Below are 16,006 nucleotides of genomic sequence, written 5' to 3'. Positions count from 1 at the left end.
ACCCGCTTATCCCGTGGACGCGGCCCCTCCCACTTGGCACGATCGGCTCGTGATCATCGCGAGCGAGTGGGCAGGGGCCGCGGCCCGCAACAACGCCGAGTGGTGCGACGCGGTCTGCCGCGCGCACGGGGTGCCGGGGGAGTTCGGGACGGGGGTGTGGAGCAGCGCACGGCGGACGCCGCCGCTGTATCCGGACGCCGTCTCGCTCACCCCCGGCATTTCGGCGGCCGACCTGGTGGCCCGGATCGACACGGAGTCGCCGGGCTGCTCCGTCAAGGACAGCTTCGCCTGCCTGGACCTGGAGCCGCTGGGCTTCGAGGTGCTGTTCGAGGCCCAGTGGATCCACCGGCCCGCGGGTGAGGCGCCCGCGGCCGGGCCCGCGACCGTTCACTGGGCGCCGCTGGAGAGCGCCGATTCCCTGCCCGCGTGGGAGACGGCGTGGAGCGGCGGCGAGCAGGCCACCGGTCTGTTCCGGTCTGAGCTGATGACGGGCAACACCACATTCCTGAGCGGCACTTGTGCCGACGGGAAGATCGTCGCCGGCGCCGTCGCGAGCCCAGGCGATGCCGTGGTCGGCATCTCCAACCTGTTCGCGACGGACGACGCGCCGGGCGGGGAGGAGTCCGCCTGGGCCGGCTGCCTCACCGAGGCCGCCCGGCTCTGGCCCCGCCTTCCGGTCGTCGGATACGAGAGCGGCGACAGCCTGGCGGCCGCCGTCCGCCAGGGGTTCACCCCGGTCGGACCGCTGCGGGTGTGGCTGCACACCGGCTGAGAGGCGCGGCCCGCTCGCTGCCTCCCACCCCTTGACGCACACGCGGCGACCCCCGAAGAATGATCGCGTTCCGCGCTTTGACAACGTTGTCCAAGGAGGCGTTCCCACCCATGAGATGGACCCAACGGCTACGCGGTACGGGGGTGGCGGTGGCCGCGGCCACGCTCCTCGGGGGAGCCCTCGCCATACCGGCGGCGCAGGCCGCCCCGGCAGCGGACGGCCGCCTCACCGACCTGGTCAACCCGTTCATCGGCACCGAGAACGAGGGCAACACCTATCCCGGTGCGGCCGTGCCCTTCGGCATGGTCCAGTTCTCGCCCGACACCGGGCACAACACCGGCTACGACCACTCCGACACCCACATCCGCGGCTTCTCGACCGTCCATCTCTCGGGCGTCGGCTGCGGACTGGGCGGCGATCTGCCGGTGCTTCCCACCACGGGCGACGTCAAGGAGACGGACTACGCGAAGTACGCGGCGGAGTTCAGCCACGACGACGAGAAGGCGAGCCCTGGCTCGTACCAGGTGGGCCTGAAGTCCGGTATCGAGGCCGAGCTGACGGCCACCAAGCGCACCGGAGTGCAGCGCTACACCTTCCCCGCCACCGACAAGGCCAACGTCCTGCTCAACGCGGGGCAGTCGCTGCACAAGACGGGCAGCACCAAGGTCGAGATCCTCGACAGCCGCACGGTCCGCACGGCGATCACCGGCAGCGGCTTCTGCCAGGACACCAAGCCGTACACCGTCTACACCATCACCAAGTTCGACCGCCCCTTCACCGCCTCGGGCACCTGGAAGGGCGACACCGTCACCGCGGGTTCCAAGTCGTCGTCGGCGGGCGAGGAGCGCAACGGCGCGTACGTCCGCTTCGACACCTCCAAGGACCGCACCGTCGAGGCGACCACCGCGCTGTCGTACGTGGACGCCAAGGGCGCCGCGCTCAACCTCCGTGCGGAGGGCGGGCGTTCGTACGACCGTGTCGCCAAGGCCGCGCAGGCCGCGTGGGAGGACCGGCTCGACGACGTGCAGGCGCAGGGCGGCAGCGAGACCGTGCGCCGCACCTTCTACTCGTCCCTCTACCGTTCGTTCCTCGCGCCGAACATCGGCAGCGACGTCGACGGCCGGTACACGGGCTGGGACCAGAAGATCCACCGCGCTGCTGATGACGGGGGATTCACGTACTACCAGAACTGGTCGTTGTGGGACACCTACCGCACCCAGGCTCAGCTCCTCGCCCTGCTCGCGCCGCACGAGTCCCGTGACATGGCGCTCTCCGTCCTGAAGATCGACGAGGAGAGCGGCTGGCTGCCCAAGTGGGGCTACGGCACGGTCGAGACGAACATCATGACCGGCGACCCCGTCACCCCCTTCCTCACCAACGCCTACCAGCAGGGCCTGCTCAAGGGGCACGAGGAGGAGGCGTACCGCGCCCTGAAGAAGAACGCGGACGGTGTGCCGCCCGCCGAATCGGCGCCCGTGGGCCGTGAGGCCAACAAGGAGTACCTGAGCGAGGGCTTCGCGCCGTACATCAAGGGCCGCCCGCACGCCAAGCCCGGCGACTCGGACTACGACCACGGGGCCTCCGCGACGCTGGAGTACGCGCTCTCGGACGCGATGCTGGGCCAGATGGCCGCCGACCTGGGACACAAGGCCGACGCCAAGCGGTATGCCGAGCGTGCGCAGAACTACCGGAAGATCTTCGACAGCTCGACCGGGTTCTTCCGGGCGCGGGACGCCGCGGGCGCCTTCACCGGTCCCGCCGACCCGGCCAAGAGCGAGGGCTTCCACGAGGGCACGTCCTGGCAGTACCAGTGGCTTGTCCCGCAGGACCTGCCCGGCATGGTCGGTCTCATCGGCGGCAAGCAGGCCACCAACGACCGTCTCGACTCCTTCTTCGCCTACGAGCAGCTCCTGAAGGACCCGGCGAAGACCGCGCGCGAGGTGTGGGTCAACGGCCCGTACGACTACTACAACGCGGACAAGTACAACCCGCAGAACGAGCCCGACCTCATCGCCCCGTACACCTACCTGTCGACGGGCCAGCCGTGGAAGACGACCGACGTGGTGCACGCCGCGCTCACGCTCTTCACGGACACCCCGACCGGCATGACCGGGAACGATGACCTCGGCACCATGTCCGCCTGGAACGTGCTGTCCTCGATCGGTGTCTTCCCGGTCCAGCCCGGCACGGACACCTGGGGCCTGTCGACGCCCGTCTTCGAGCGCGTCGACCTGAAGCTCGACCGCCGCTACTACCCCAAGGGCCGTCTCACGGTGAAGGCGCCGGGCACCTCGGACACCGAGCGGTACATCCAGTCGGCGCGCACGGACGGCGCCGACTACGGCAAGACGTACCTGACGACCGACGACATCCGTGACACCCGCGAGATCGCCTTCACGGTGGGCGACAAGCCCTCGGAGTGGGGCACGTCGCAGGATGCCGCGCCGCCCGCGCTGAAGTGACGTAGTCGATACGCCACTTGCGCACCATCAGGCCCGCCTCTCCCAGAGAGGCGGGCCTTAATCTGTTGTTAGCTGTGCGTAGCTTGATCGTACTTGACCGTAGTCGCGCAACGGCGATTGACTGCACACTCATGCCGCCCCCCGCATCGTCCTCGACGCGAGAGCAGACCGTTGAACCCGTTGAAAGCGCAGACCGCTGAGTCCTCCGACCTGCTCGCACCTCTCGACCTCGCCTTCTGGAACATCGAGTCCGCCGCACACCCCATGCACCTGGGAGCACTCGGCGTCTTCGAGGCCGACTCACCGGCCGCCGCCGAGCGCGCCGCCCGGCTCCTCGCCGAACGCGCGGCCGCCGTGCCCGGACTGCGGCTGCGGATCCGCCCGGTCTGGCTGCCGGTCGGCGGGGCCGTCCGCGCCACCGCGCCCGCCTTCGACCCGCTGGACCACGTCCGCCTCGCCGAGCCCGCGCAGGACTTCCACACCGCGGCGGGCACGCTCATGCAGCGCCCCCTGGAGCGCGAGCGCCCGCCGTGGGAGGCGCACGTGCTGCCGAGCCTCGACGGCACCTCCTTCGCCGTGCTCTTCAAGTTCCACCACGCCCTCGCCGACGGGCTGCGCGCGCTGATGCTCGCCGCGGCCGTCATGGACCCCACCGAGCTGCCCGCGGCCCGTCCTGCGCCCGCCGAACCCGAGACCTCACGGTGGTCCTGGCTGCCGGACCCGCGCAAGCTGCCGGGCCTGGTCCGCGACACCGTCGGCGACGTGGGGCAGGCCCTGGACATCGGCTCGTCCGTCGCCCGCGCCACCTGGGGCGTACGGTCGTCGGCCGCCCTCACGTCGCAGGCCACCGGCACGCGGCGCACCGCGGGGGTGCTGCTCGACCTGGACGACGTGCACCGGGTGCGCAAGACCGTGGGCGGCACCGTCAACGACGTACTGATCGCCGTGGTCGCGGGAGCGCTGCGCCGCTGGCTCGACGAGCGGGGCGACGGCAGCGAGGGGGTGGAGCCGCGCGCCCTCGTGCCCGTCTCCCGGCGCAGGCCGCGCTCCGCGCAGCCCCCGGGCAACCGGCTCTCCGGGTACCTGGTCCGCCTCCCGGTCGGTGATCCGGACCCGGTCGCGCGGCTGCGGGCGGTGCGGGCCGCCATGGACCGCAACAAGGAGGCGGGCCCCGGCCGCGGCGCGGGTGCCGTCGCCCTGCTCGCCGATCATCTGCCGCCGCTCGGCCACCGCATCGGCGGTCCCGTCGTCGCGCAGGCCGCCCGGCTGCTCTTCGACATCCTGGTGACCAGCGTCCCGCTGCCCAGCCTCGGCCTGAAGCTCGGCGGCTGCCCGCTCACCGCCGTCTACCCCTTCGCGCCGCTCGCCCAGGGGCAGGCACTGGCCGTCGCGGTGTCGACGTTCCGGGGCCGGGTGCACTTCGGCCTCGTCGCGGACGCGGCCGCCGTGCCCGACCTGGACGTTCTCGCGCGCGGCGTGCGGGAGGAACTCGCGGGGCTCGTCGAAGCGTGCGTAAACCGTCCGCGTTTGGTAGAGGGGCCCGTCGCTACGTAAAGTTCTCTTCTTTGGAGCTTCCGCGGTCACCCAGACGAGCCGCGGCATGAGTGACGCGAGGACAGCGGCGATGACGGTGACAGAGGACAGCCCGGGGGCCGGCGGTCCGGCCGAGCCCCAGGAGGCCGGGTCGGTCTCCTTCGGCCCCGGCATCGACCCCGACCGTCTCGCCGTGTGCCTCAGCGTGCTCGACGAGCTCGACAAGCTGGACGTCGACCACCCCGACGCGATCGCGGTGCGCCGGGCCACGGCCGGGATCTACCGGACCGTGAAGCAGCGCCGCCGCCAGGAGCGCAGGGCCGCCAAAACCGCCCACGACAAGGCCGTCACCGAAGCCACCGCCACCGGGTCCGCCGAGCGCATCGACGACGAGACCGAGGGCCTGCTGCCCTCCTCGCAGACCGAGGAGGGCCGGATCGCGGGGATACTCCAGCGCCCCCGCTCCTGCTACACCTGCAAGACCCGGTACGTGGAAGTCGACTACTTCTACCACCAGCTCTGTCCGGACTGCGCCCGCCTGAACCGGTCCAAGCGCGACGCCCGCACCGACCTCACCGGCAAGCGCGCCCTGCTCACCGGCGGCCGGGCCAAGATCGGCATGTACATCGCGCTGCGTCTCCTGCGCGACGGCGCCCACACCACCGTCACCACGCGTTTCCCCAAGGACGCCATCCGCCGCTTCAAGGCGATGGACGACTCGGCGGACTGGCTGCACCGCCTGGAGATCGTCGGCATCGACCTGCGCGACCCCGCCCAGTCGGTCGCGCTCGCCGAGCGGGTCGCGGCGGCGGGACCCCTCGACATCCTGATCAACAACGCGACGCAGACCGTACGCCGCCTGCCCTCCGCGTACGCCGCCCTGGTCGACGGCGAGGGCGCGCCGCTGCCCGCGGGGGAGCTGCCCGCCCACTCCGTCATCGGCGCCTTCAACTCCGGCGCGGTGGACGGCCTGGCCGCGCTGCCCGTCGGCACCAGCGGCCTGGACGCACAGCAGGTCGCCGACCTCGCCCTCGTCGCGGGCAACGCCAGCGTCGCCCGGCACCTGGACGGCACCGCCATCGACGCGGGCGGCCTGGTCCCGGACGTCGTCGACAGCAACACCTGGGTGCAGACCATCGAGCAGATCTCCCCGGTGGAGCTCCTCGAGACGCAGCTGTGCAACTACACCTCGCCGTTCATCCTGATCAGCGCGCTCCGTTCGGCCATGGCCGACGCCGCGAAGAAGGCGTCGAGCGGCCGGTCGTACGTCGTCAATGTCTCGGCGATGGAGGGCGTCTTCGGCCGCGGCTACAAGGGCGCGGGGCACCCGAACACCAACGCGGCGAAGGCCGCGATGAACATGGTGACGCGGACCAGCGCCCAGGAGATGTTCCAGACCGACGGCATCCTGATGACGTCGATCGACACCGGCTGGATCACCGACGAGCGCCCGCACTACGACAAGCTGCGCCTGGCCGACGAGGGCTTCCACGCCCCGCTGGACCTGATCGACGGCGCGGCCCGGGTCTACGACCCGATCGTGCGCGGCGAGGCGGGCGAAGACCTGTACGGCATCTTCCTGAAGGACTACGCACCCGGCAAGTGGTAGCCGCGCACGGGCGGTGTCAGGCCCGGTCCGTGGCCCCGCCCGTCGCCGCCCGCAGCCGCTCGTGCACGGCGTACGGGGACGTCGTCCCTCCGGCGGCCCGCACACGCGTGCCGCCGTCCACCAGGAGGTCGGCGCCCGTCACCCATTCGGCCGCGTCGGAGACCAGCCATGCCACGGCGCGCGCCACGTCCTCCGGTTCGCCGATGCGCCCGAGCGGCAGGCCCGCGGCGAGCTGCTCCTCGGCGCCGTCCCACACGAAGCGGGCCATCTCGGTGCGGATCAGGCCGGGGGAGACGGAGTTGACCCGCACCAAGGGCGCCAGTTCGCCCGCGAGCTGGGCGGTCAGGTGCAGGAGCGCCGCCTTGCTGGTGCCGTACGCGCCCACGTTCGGGCCCACGTGGGACGCGCCCTCGCTGCAGATGTTCACCACCGAGCCGCCGTGCTCGCTCATCCAGGCCCGCCAGGCGAGCTGCGTCAGGCGCAGCGCCGCCTCGACGTTCACGGTGAAGGCCGTGCGCCACCGGGTGAGGTCGACGTCCATCAGCGCGCCGTAGGGGGCGTTCGTCGCGGCGTTGTTCACCAGGACGTCGAGCCGCCCGAACTCCTGGACCGCGAGCGCCACGCAGGCCCGCGCCCGACCGGAATCAGCCACGCCGCCCGCGCACCCGACGGCCCGGGCGCCGTCCGCGCGCAGCCGGGCCACCGCCGCTTCCAGGGCGTCCGGCTCGCGGGCGGTCAGGACCAGGTGGTGCCCCGACTCCGCGAGCGCCCGCGCGACGGCGAGCCCGATCCCTCGCGAGGCCCCGGTCACCAGGGCCACCGCGCCGTCCCTTGCCTGGGCGGAAATCATCTGCGTACGGTCCCATGGAGGCCCGGAAAGGCCCATGGGCTCGACCCGTTGAGAAATATTTGGCCCGCGAGCCACGTACACAACGGGATCAACTGTCCGAAATGCACTCCTTCAGCGGAACCCATAGAGCGCGGGCGCGCTCATTTGGTTAATGTGAGGCGAACGGACGGTCTCCAGGGGATCCACAAGTACCCCTCGGCCGCCCCGGGACAGGCTCGCCACCGTGGCCGCGATCCCGCCTGAACAACGGCGCCACCGCGACCGAACAGCTCTTGTCCTTCCGTTACGCGACACAAAGGAGTGCGCGGTGACACCAGATCTGACGAAGCAGGAAAAGCGACCGGCGGAACGCGGCAGTGAGCGGGCCGGCAGACCACGCAAGCTGAGCAACCTGGACTCGTGGGCGAAAGCGGCCCCGATCCGCCTTGCCGGCTACGAGGACGACCTCGCCGAGCCGCACATCCTCCCGGGTATCGACTGATCCCTCCGCTTTCGCCGCGCGCCCCCCGCCGATCCGGCCGGGGGCGCGCGGCGTTGTTCCGAAAGTCTCGTACACGCAGGTCGGTCCGCTCGCGCATGGCCCGGCGGTTGCGGGTTACTCCGGGAGTATGGACGGAACATCGGATGCAGGGCGCGACGTGGACCGCGCGCCGGAAGAACCCACGCAGTTGCCCAAGCGGTCTTGGCGGGCGGTGCTCACCGGCGTCTTCAAGGAGTTCCAGGACGACGAGCTGATGGACCGGGCCGCGGCACTGACCTACTACGGGGTGCTGTCGCTGTTTCCGACGCTCCTGGTACTGGTCTCCCTGCTGGGCGTGGTCGGCAAGTCGGCGATCGACTGGCTTCTGGAGAACCTGGAGAAGCTCGCGCCCGGTTCGGCGCGGGACATCATCAGCGACGCCGTGAAACAGCTCGAGGGCCAGGGCGGCGTCGGCTCGCTGATGGCGGTGGTCGGCATCGTGCTGGCCGTGTGGGCGTCGTCCGGATACGTAGGGGCGTTCATCCGCACCGCCAACGCCGTCTACGACATGCCCGAGGGCCGGCCCGTGTGGAAGGTGCTCCCGGTCAGGGTGGGCGTGACGGTGGTGCTCCTCCTGCTCGCGATCGTCAGCGCGGTCATCGTGGTGTTCACCGGCGGTCTCGCCCGCACCGTGGGCTCGACCCTGGGGATCGGGGACGCGGCACTGGCGGTGTGGTCGATCGCGAAGTGGCCGGTGCTCGTCGTGCTGGTCACCTCCATGATCGCGCTGCTGTTCTGGGCGACGCCGAACGTGAAGGGCCGGGGTTTCAAGTGGATCACCCCCGGCAGTGTGATCGCCCTGGTGATCTGGCTGATCGCCTCGGCGGGATTCGCCTTCTACGTCGGGAACTTCAGCTCCTACAACAAGACATACGGCGCGCTGGCCGGAGTGATCATTTTTCTGGTGTGGCTGTGGATCAGCAACATCGCGATCCTGCTCGGTTTGGAGTTCGACGCGGAGATGTCACGGCAGCGTGCCATCGCCGGTGGGCTGCCCCCCGAGGAGGAGCCCTACGTACCGCCACGCGACACCCGCGCGTGGGACGAACAGGACCGCCGCCGCGTGGATGGGAGTGACGTCTAGTGACGGCGGGGGACGCCGTCCGCGACGACCGCGGCCCTTGACCATGTGCCGATGCCGAAGATCGGGGTACTCGGCCGCAGAACAGACAGGAGGTTGATGACGATGGCCCAGACAGGCCCGCACACCACCGGCCGTGACGGCGCCGGACAGACCGCCCCCCACAACGAGCCGGTGGGCGACCTCGTGCAGCGCGCCTCACAGCAGCTGACGGAGCTGGTGCGCGGCGAGATGCGCGTGGCACAGGCGGAGATGAAGGAGAAGACCAAGCGCTACGGCAAGGGCAGCGGGTTGTTCGGCGGAGCCGGTCTCGTCGGCTTCCTGACCTTGCAGGCGCTTGTCGCCACCGCGATCGCGGCGCTCGCCGTGCCGCTTCCGGTGTGGGCCGCGGCGCTGATCGTCACCGCCGTCCTCGGTCTGATCGCCGCGGTTCTGGCACTGACCGGCAAGAAGGAGGTCGGCCGGGCCGCCCCGCCGATCCCCGAGCAGGCGATCGACGGCGTGAAGGCCGATGTCGCAGAGATCAAGGAGAGTGCACAGCGATGAACCAGCCCGACGACAAGCACACCGAGGACCCCGGGGAGCTGCGCGCCAAGGTCGAGCAGACTCGCCAGGACCTGGGAGAGACGGTCGAGGCACTGGCGGCCAAGACGGACGTCAAGGCCCGCGCGCAGGAGAAGGCGGTCGCGATCAAGGGGCAGACCGCCACCAAGGCCGCCGAGCTGGGCGAGCAGGCCAAGGCCAAGGCGTCCGAGGCGGCCCATGTGCTGCAGGAAAAGGTGCCCGACCAGGTCAAGGACAAGGCCGTCGCCGCCACCGGCCAGGTCAAGGCCGTGGCCGAGCACGCCAACGAGGTGTGGCAGGACAAGGCGCCCGAGCAGGTCCGCAACCGCCGTACCGCCTTCCTCGCGGGTGGCGCGTCGCTGGTGGTCGCGTTCGTGCTGGTGCGGCGCAAGCGGAAGCACGGAGGCAGGCGGTGAAGGCCTCGAAGATCGCGTACAAGCCGGTCGGGATGGCGCTCGGCGCGCTCGCCGGTGTGGCCGCGGGCGGGCTGTTCAAACAGGCGTGGAAGATGATCGGCCACGACGAGGACGCGCCCGACGCCACCGACGAGGACCGGGACTGGGGCGAGATCCTCCTCGCGGCGACGCTGCAGGGCGCGATCTTCGCCATGGTCAAGGCGGCCGTCGACCGCGGCGGCGCCGTCGCGACGCGTCGGCTGACGGGCGCCTGGCCCGGCTGAGGCTGAACAGGGATAACCAGTAGGGGATAGCCAGCATTCATCCGATGGGTCGGTGCAGGGGCGAGCAAATGTCCAAGTCCCGGCTGTGGGCAATGCATTGACACCCTTCGGAGGCGCTTGAATCATCGGATGTCATGACTGACATGCGCATGATTTTCGCGCCGGGCCGCGCGCCACGCCGCGCGCGGCTCCGCGGACTGCGAGGCGCCGCTGTGGCCCTGCTGCTGCTCGCGGCGCCGGTCCCGGCGGCCCAGGCCGCCGGGACCTCGCAGTCCGCCGCGGACCCGCCCCGCACCGTCCCCGCCCTGGCCGACTGGACGCCGGGGAAGGGGAGTTACGCCTTCGGCCCTGGTAGCCGGCTCGTCGCGCACGGGCGGGCGGCGCGCGAAGTCGCCCGTACACTCGCCGACGATCTGCGCGCCGCGGGCGAGGGCCGGGTGCCGGTCATCGGCGGCGCCCCGCGCGACGGCGACATCGTGATCGACGTCGCTCCCGCGCGCAAGGCGCTCGGCGCCGAAGGGTACGAACTCCGCGCGGGCAAGCGCCTGGAGATCACCGGCGCGAGCGAGGCCGGCGCCTTCTACGGCACCCGCACCCTCCTCCAGTCCCTGGCCCAGGGCGACCGCCTACCGGGCGGGCGCACCGTGGACGTGCCGCGGTACAAGGAACGCGGGGTGGGCGTCTGCGCCTGCTACATCCACATCTCGACGCCCTGGCTGGAGAACCTCGTACGCGACATGGCGTACAACAAGCAGAACCAGCTGCTGCTCGAACTCAAGGTGAAGAGCGACCAGCACCCCGAGGCCAACAGCTGGGGCTACTACACCAAGAGCGAGATACGCCGCATCGTCGCCCTCGGCGAGAAGTACCACGTCACGATCATCCCGGAGATCAACTCGCCCGGCCACATGGACCCTTGGCTGGAGAAGCGCACCGATCTCCAGCTCACCGACTCCGACGGAAAGCCGCAGCCCTCGCGCCTCGACGTCACCAAGGACGAGGCCTTCGCGTACTACACGAGCCTCATCGACGAGTACGCCGAGGTGTTCCCCGCGAAGTCCTGGCACATGGGCGCCGACGAGTACATGCTCGGCTCCGACTTCGCCAAGTACCCCCACATCCTCGAATACGCGAAGAAGAAGTACGGCGAGAAGGCGACCCCGCAGGACGCCTTCGTCGACTTCATCAACCGGGTGCACGCGTACACGAAGGGCAAGGGCAAGCAGCTGCGCATCTGGAACGACGGCCTGACCGGCGCGAACACGGTGCCGGTCGCGGCGGGCACGAGCGTGGAGCACTGGCTCGACGTGAAGACGAAACCGAGCGAACTCATCGCTCAGGGGTACCCGTTGCAGAACGCCGCCTACGCGCTCTACCTCGTGCGCGGCGGCTTCCACACCGACACCAAGGCGCTGTACGACCAGGCGTGGGACCCGCGCAGCTTCGAGGGCGAGAAGCTCGCGTCGAGCGACGGCATCACCGGGGCGAAGATCAGTCTGTGGCCGGACAACGGCCGGGGCGAGACCGAGAACGAGGTCGCGGCCTCCATGGCGATGCCGCTCAGCCACGTCGCCCAGGTCACCTGGGGTTCCGCGCACCCCGACCCGACGTACGCCGACTTCACCGCGCGCGCCAAGACCGTGGGACACGCGCCCGGTTGGCGTGACCTGACGAAGGTGCCGGTGGCGGACGGAACGTACACCCTGCGGGACACCAAGGGGCATGCCGAGCCCGCCGCCTACGAGATCAAGCGCACCGCCGACGGCTACGTCACGCTGAGGTCCACGGCGGACGGCACCTGTCTGGAGACCCGCAGCGGGAAACTCACCCTCAACGTGCCCCTTGAGCCCGGCAGTTCGGTCACGCAAGAGACGTGTGACGCGGCGAACACCCTGCAGCGCTGGCAACTGGTGAAGGCGAAGGGCGGCTTCCGGCTGACGAACGCGATCACCCAGATGTCCGTATACGCGGCCGAGGACGGGCGGCTCCAGCAGTACCCGGCGGATCAACAGACCCCGACCACCTGGTCCTTGACCGCGCGCTGATCCCGACCCCAGTACCTCGGCATCCGACAGGGAGACCGCACCCCCATGACTGTCAGCAGACGCCTCTTCGTGACCGCCGCCGTCACCACGGCGGTCGCCGCGTCGAGCACATCCCTCGCCCTCGCGGCACCCGGCCCCACCGGCGCCCCCGCCGCCCCGGACTCGCCCTACCGCATCCCGATCAGCCCCAAGGACTCCCCGGACGAAGTCGTCGTCAAGGCCTCTCAAGTCCGGCCGACGGAGCGGCAGATCGCCTGGCAGCGCCTCGAACAGACCGCGTTCCTGCACTTCGGCGTCAACACCTTCACCGGCCTCGAATGGGGCACGGGCGACGAGGACCCCGACGTCTTCCAGCCGTCCGGCCTCGACACCGACCAATGGGCGCGGGCCCTGCACGACGGCGGATTCAAGCTCGCCATCCTCACCGTCAAGCACCACGACGGCTTCGTGCTCTACCCCTCGCGCTACACCAGGCACAGTGTGGTGAGCAGCAGTTGGCAAGGCGGCAAGGGCGATGTGCTGCGCTCCTTCGCCGACTCGCTGCGACGGCACGGGATCAAGGTGGGCGTCTACATCTCGCCCGCCGACGAGAACCAGTACCTGCACGGCGTCTACGCCAACGGCAGCGCCCGCTCACGGCGCACCATCCCCACGCCGGTCGAGGGCGACGACCGGTCGGACGCCGCCGCCGTACGGTCGTTCACGCTCGACGCGACCGACTACGGCGCGCACATGCTCAACCAGCTGTACGAGGTCCTCACCGAGTACGGGCCCATCGACGAGGTGTGGTTCGACGGTGCCCAGGGGCGCATCCCGCCGGAGAAGGTCGAGACGTACGACTGGGACAGCTGGTACGCGGTCATCCGCGCCCTGGCCCCGGACGCGACGGTCGCCGTACGCGGCCCCGACGTCCGGTGGGTCGGCAACGAGGGCGGACTGGCGCGCGAGAACGAGTGGAGCGTCGTCCCCGTCAAGGACTCGGGGAACGGCAGCATCGACTACGCCCTGAAGTACGACGCCCCCGACCAGGGAAGCCGACAGGCGCTCGCCGAGGCGAGGGAGGTCGCCCAGTACGTCCAATGGTGGCCTGCCGAGTGCGACGTCTCGATCAGGCCGGGGTGGTTCCACCACGAGGACGAACAGCCCAAGTCCGTGGAGCAGTTGACGGACATCTGGTTCCGCTCGGTGGGCCGCAACTCCGTGCTGCTCCTCAACATCCCGCCCGACAAGCGGGGCCTGCTCCCCGAGGCGGACGTGGCGCGGCTGCGCGAGTTCCGCGAACGGATCGAGCGCGAGCTGCCCGAGGACCTCGCTCGGGGTGCACGGGCCCGGGGTGACGGCCGCCGCCCGTCGCGGGCGGTCGACGGCGACCCGGACACGGCGTGGGCGTGCCCCGCGCCCTCCCGGGGGACGCTCACCGTCGACCTGGGCCAGGCGCGCGAGGTCGACCGGATCCGGCTGGGGGAGGAGATCCGGCAGGGTCAGCAGCTGGAGCACGCGGTGATCGAGGCGAGGGTCTCCGGCCGCTCCGGATGGACCCTCGTGACCGAGGTGGACACGGTGGGGGCGAGCCGGGTCCTGACCCTTGCCACTCCGGTACGGGCACGGGAGTGGCGGCTTCGGGTGACGGGGTCGCGCGGGGTGGTACGCCTCGCGGAGTTCGGCCTGTACCGGTCGCGGGTGTAGCGGGCTTACTCAGAACTCCCAAGTGGGGCGGGCCGCGGCGGTGTTACCGTCGCGGCCATGTCCAAGAACGAGATCAACGCCGTGACCGCCGAGTTCTTCGGCGCCTTCGACAACCGTGGTGGCCGGGCCGCCGATGTGGCCCGTATCCGCCGCCTGGTTTTGCCCGGGGGCGTGATCGTCTCGACCGGACCGAAGTTCACGGTCTACACGGTGGAGGAGTTCATCGAGCCGCGCGAACGGCTTCTGGCGGATGGCCGGTTGACCGACTTCTGCGAGTGGGAGACGTCCGAACGGACCGAGATCGAGGGCGACATCGCCTCTCGGTTCGGCACGTACCGCAAGTCCGGCACGCTGGACGGCGAGCCCTTCGAGGGCAGCGGGACCAAGACCATCCAGTTCGTCCGCACCCCGGAGGGCTGGCGGATCACGGCTTTCTCCTGGTACGACAAGCCTTAGGGCCACACGACCCCGCCGCCCCGCACCGTCAGGGGCGTCGGGCTGTCCTCCTCGTGGAACCTGATCCAGCCGACATGGACAGAGCCGCCGGGCGACTCGTGGTGGTCGGCTGCCCTGCCCGCCAGCCAGACGAGCAACTCGCCGACACGATCGAGGTCGTCCGGGTGGATCTCCTGGCGCGCGGTCAACGCCCAGCCTCCCTCGCGCGACAGCAACGCGGAGGTGAGGGCGCCGCCCACCTTCGAGGCCGCGTCGTGACACCCCAGGAGCGGCACGGGGTCGTCCTCGATCACCGGCTGACCCTCGTCGTCCTCCACCACGACCGGGAACGCGCGGACGATCGTCAGTGACACCGGCCGGGGGCCCAGGCCGAGATGCCACCGGAGCTCGGCGATCTCCTCGTCGGAGACGTCCGCACACAGGTCAAGGGCCACCGAGAGCTCGTAGATGTCTGCCATGCCGGCACTGTACGGGCGGGGTGCGACAGCCTTGCGCGGGGCCCGCGGCACCGCTCAGCCCCCGGTTGCCCTCCCCGTGCTCTCGGGCACCCGCCCCGTGCTCTCCCGCTCGATGAGCGTGGGCAGCGGCACCTGGACCGTGGCCGCGGGGCCGTCGTCCAGGAGGGCGAGGAGTTCGCGCGCCGCCGTGCGCCCGAAGGACACCGTGTCGCGTGACAGGGCCGTGAGCCACGGGTGCACCATCCGGCACAGGGCCGAGTCCTCCCACGCGATCACCGAGACGTCCCCCGGCACGGAGAAGCCCAGCGAGGCCGCCGCGGCGACCCCCGCGACGGCCATCACGTCGTTGTCGTACACCAGAGCCGTCGGCGGTGACGCGGCGGAGAGCACCCGCCGGGTCACCGCGGCGCCCTCCGCGTCCGAGTAGTCCGTGGTCACCGAGCGGACCTCCGACAGGTCGCGCCGCTCGGCCTCGGCCCGCAGCGTCCGGATCCGCCGCTCGGTGTGGGCGAGGCCGGGCAGGCCCGCGATGTGCACGATGCGGCGGTGGCCGAGGGCATGCAGATGGTCCACGACCGAGGCCATCGCGCCCGCGTCGTCGGCCCAGACGGTGGAGAGGCCGGGGTGGTGGGCCTCCGGGTCCGGTACGCCGCCCGTCACCACCGCGGGCAGTCCGAGCTCGTCGAGGAGCGCCGGGCGCGGGTCCTGCGTGCGCGGGTCCACGACGAGGACGCCGTCCACCCGGTGCTCGGCCCACCAGCGCTGGTAGACCGCGCACTCGGCGGTCACGTCCTCCACCACCTGGAAGAGCAGGCCCAGTTGACGCTCCGCCAGGACTTCCTGGATGCCCGAGATGAGCTGCAGGAAGAACGAGTCGACGCCCAGGGTCCCGGCGGGCCGGGCCACCACGAGACCCACCGTCGCCGAACCCTCGCCGGACAGCGCGCGCGCCGCCGTGCTCGGATGCCAGCCCAACTGCTCGGCGACCCTGCGGACCCGGTCGCGGGTGACCTCGGAGACTCCGGGCCGGTCGTTGAGCGCGAAGGACACGGCGCTCTCGGAGACACCGGCGCGGCGTGCGATGTCCTTCATGGTCGGCCGGCGTGCCGGGGACCGCTTGCCTTGCACCGGTGTTGCCCCTTTCCTGTGGCGCGCATACTAATGCGCTTGAGCCAGCACACTCTAAAGCGCTTTAGTCGATCCCCGCAAGAAGTTCAACACACCGCTCTGACCTGCATAGTTGAAGAGATTCGCGGGATTCTTCAACGAATCCATTGACTTTTTGCCGGAG

15 protein-coding genes are annotated in these 16,006 nt (G+C 70.7%); 12 read left to right on the top strand and 3 right to left on the bottom strand.

Features of this window, described 5'->3' with window-relative positions:
• The first annotated feature begins 52 nt into the window (after nt 1–52).
• The 4 genes from ACWFRU_RS14190 to ACWFRU_RS14175 all read left to right on the top strand — a co-directional run bounded on the left by ACWFRU_RS14190 (nt 53) and on the right by ACWFRU_RS14175 (nt 6,376).
• Nucleotides 53–772, top strand: a complete 720-nt coding sequence (locus tag ACWFRU_RS14190; RefSeq protein ID WP_453686811.1) for a hypothetical protein — start codon at nt 53–55, stop codon at nt 770–772.
• Nucleotides 773–882: 110 nt separating this feature from the next.
• Entirely contained in the window at nt 883–3,234 is a 2,352-nt protein-coding gene (locus ACWFRU_RS14185) for a GH92 family glycosyl hydrolase (RefSeq protein ID WP_453686665.1), read from the top strand.
• 180 nt (nt 3,235–3,414) lie between these two features.
• Complete coding sequence (locus tag ACWFRU_RS14180) at nt 3,415–4,788, top strand: wax ester/triacylglycerol synthase family O-acyltransferase (protein ID WP_453686663.1); 1,374 nt, start codon at nt 3,415–3,417, stop codon at nt 4,786–4,788.
• A gap of 70 nt (nt 4,789–4,858) precedes the next feature.
• The gene (locus ACWFRU_RS14175) at nt 4,859–6,376 is read left to right on the top strand and encodes an SDR family NAD(P)-dependent oxidoreductase (RefSeq protein ID WP_453686662.1); all 1,518 of its coding nucleotides are present in this window, start codon (nt 4,859–4,861) and stop codon (nt 6,374–6,376) included.
• Between the two features lie 16 nt (nt 6,377–6,392).
• On the opposite strand, the gene ACWFRU_RS14170 is transcribed toward ACWFRU_RS14175, so the two are convergent.
• Nucleotides 6,393–7,226 carry an SDR family oxidoreductase gene (locus ACWFRU_RS14170; RefSeq protein WP_453686660.1) on the bottom strand — a complete coding sequence of 278 codons (834 nt, stop codon included), beginning with the start codon at nt 7,224–7,226 and terminating at the stop codon, nt 6,393–6,395.
• A 307-nt stretch (nt 7,227–7,533) separates the two neighbouring features.
• On the opposite strand from ACWFRU_RS14170, the gene ACWFRU_RS14165 reads away from it, so the two are divergent.
• From ACWFRU_RS14165 to ACWFRU_RS14130, 8 genes are all read left to right on the top strand, one after another.
• A complete protein-coding gene (locus ACWFRU_RS14165) occupies nt 7,534–7,707 on the top strand; it encodes a hypothetical protein (RefSeq protein ID WP_361831645.1) in 174 nt (57 codons plus the stop codon).
• A 127-nt stretch (nt 7,708–7,834) separates the two neighbouring features.
• Nucleotides 7,835–8,830: a YihY/virulence factor BrkB family protein gene (locus ACWFRU_RS14160; RefSeq protein WP_453686659.1), complete on the top strand. Its 996-nt coding sequence runs from the start codon at nt 7,835–7,837 to the stop codon at nt 8,828–8,830.
• Between the two features lie 102 nt (nt 8,831–8,932).
• Nucleotides 8,933–9,373, top strand: coding sequence for a phage holin family protein (locus ACWFRU_RS14155; RefSeq protein WP_453686657.1), 441 nt, complete (start codon nt 8,933–8,935; stop codon nt 9,371–9,373).
• Nucleotides 9,370–9,807: a DUF3618 domain-containing protein gene (locus tag ACWFRU_RS14150; protein WP_453686655.1), complete on the top strand. Its 438-nt coding sequence runs from the start codon at nt 9,370–9,372 to the stop codon at nt 9,805–9,807. The genes ACWFRU_RS14155 and ACWFRU_RS14150 overlap by 4 nt, the downstream gene beginning before the upstream one ends.
• On the top strand, nt 9,804–10,070 hold the full coding sequence (locus ACWFRU_RS14145) for a DUF4235 domain-containing protein (RefSeq protein ID WP_453686653.1): 267 nt from the start codon (nt 9,804–9,806) through the stop codon (nt 10,068–10,070). Before ACWFRU_RS14150 ends, ACWFRU_RS14145 begins: the two co-directional genes overlap by 4 nt.
• Before the next feature lie 143 nt (nt 10,071–10,213).
• Complete coding sequence (locus tag ACWFRU_RS14140) at nt 10,214–12,115, top strand: family 20 glycosylhydrolase (protein WP_453686810.1); 1,902 nt, start codon at nt 10,214–10,216, stop codon at nt 12,113–12,115.
• 45 nt (nt 12,116–12,160) lie between these two features.
• Entirely contained in the window at nt 12,161–13,801 is a 1,641-nt protein-coding gene (locus ACWFRU_RS14135) for an alpha-L-fucosidase (RefSeq protein WP_453686651.1), read from the top strand.
• A 57-nt stretch (nt 13,802–13,858) separates the two neighbouring features.
• A complete protein-coding gene (locus ACWFRU_RS14130) occupies nt 13,859–14,257 on the top strand; it encodes a DUF4440 domain-containing protein (protein WP_453686649.1) in 399 nt (132 codons plus the stop codon).
• Here the strand turns inward: ACWFRU_RS14130 and ACWFRU_RS14125 are convergent.
• Nucleotides 14,254–14,715, bottom strand: coding sequence for a hypothetical protein (locus ACWFRU_RS14125; protein ID WP_453686648.1), 462 nt, complete (start codon nt 14,713–14,715; stop codon nt 14,254–14,256). The genes ACWFRU_RS14130 and ACWFRU_RS14125 overlap by 4 nt on opposite strands.
• 54 nt (nt 14,716–14,769) lie before the next feature.
• Nucleotides 14,770–15,807 (bottom strand): LacI family DNA-binding transcriptional regulator, encoded by a 1,038-nt coding sequence (locus tag ACWFRU_RS14120; protein ID WP_453686646.1) that lies wholly within the window; start codon nt 15,805–15,807, stop codon nt 14,770–14,772.
• Between the last annotated feature and the right edge of the window lie 199 nt (nt 15,808–16,006).

Source organism: Streptomyces sp. NPDC055099 (genome assembly GCF_053607685.1).
This window is presented reverse-complemented; position numbering and strand designations above follow the sequence as displayed.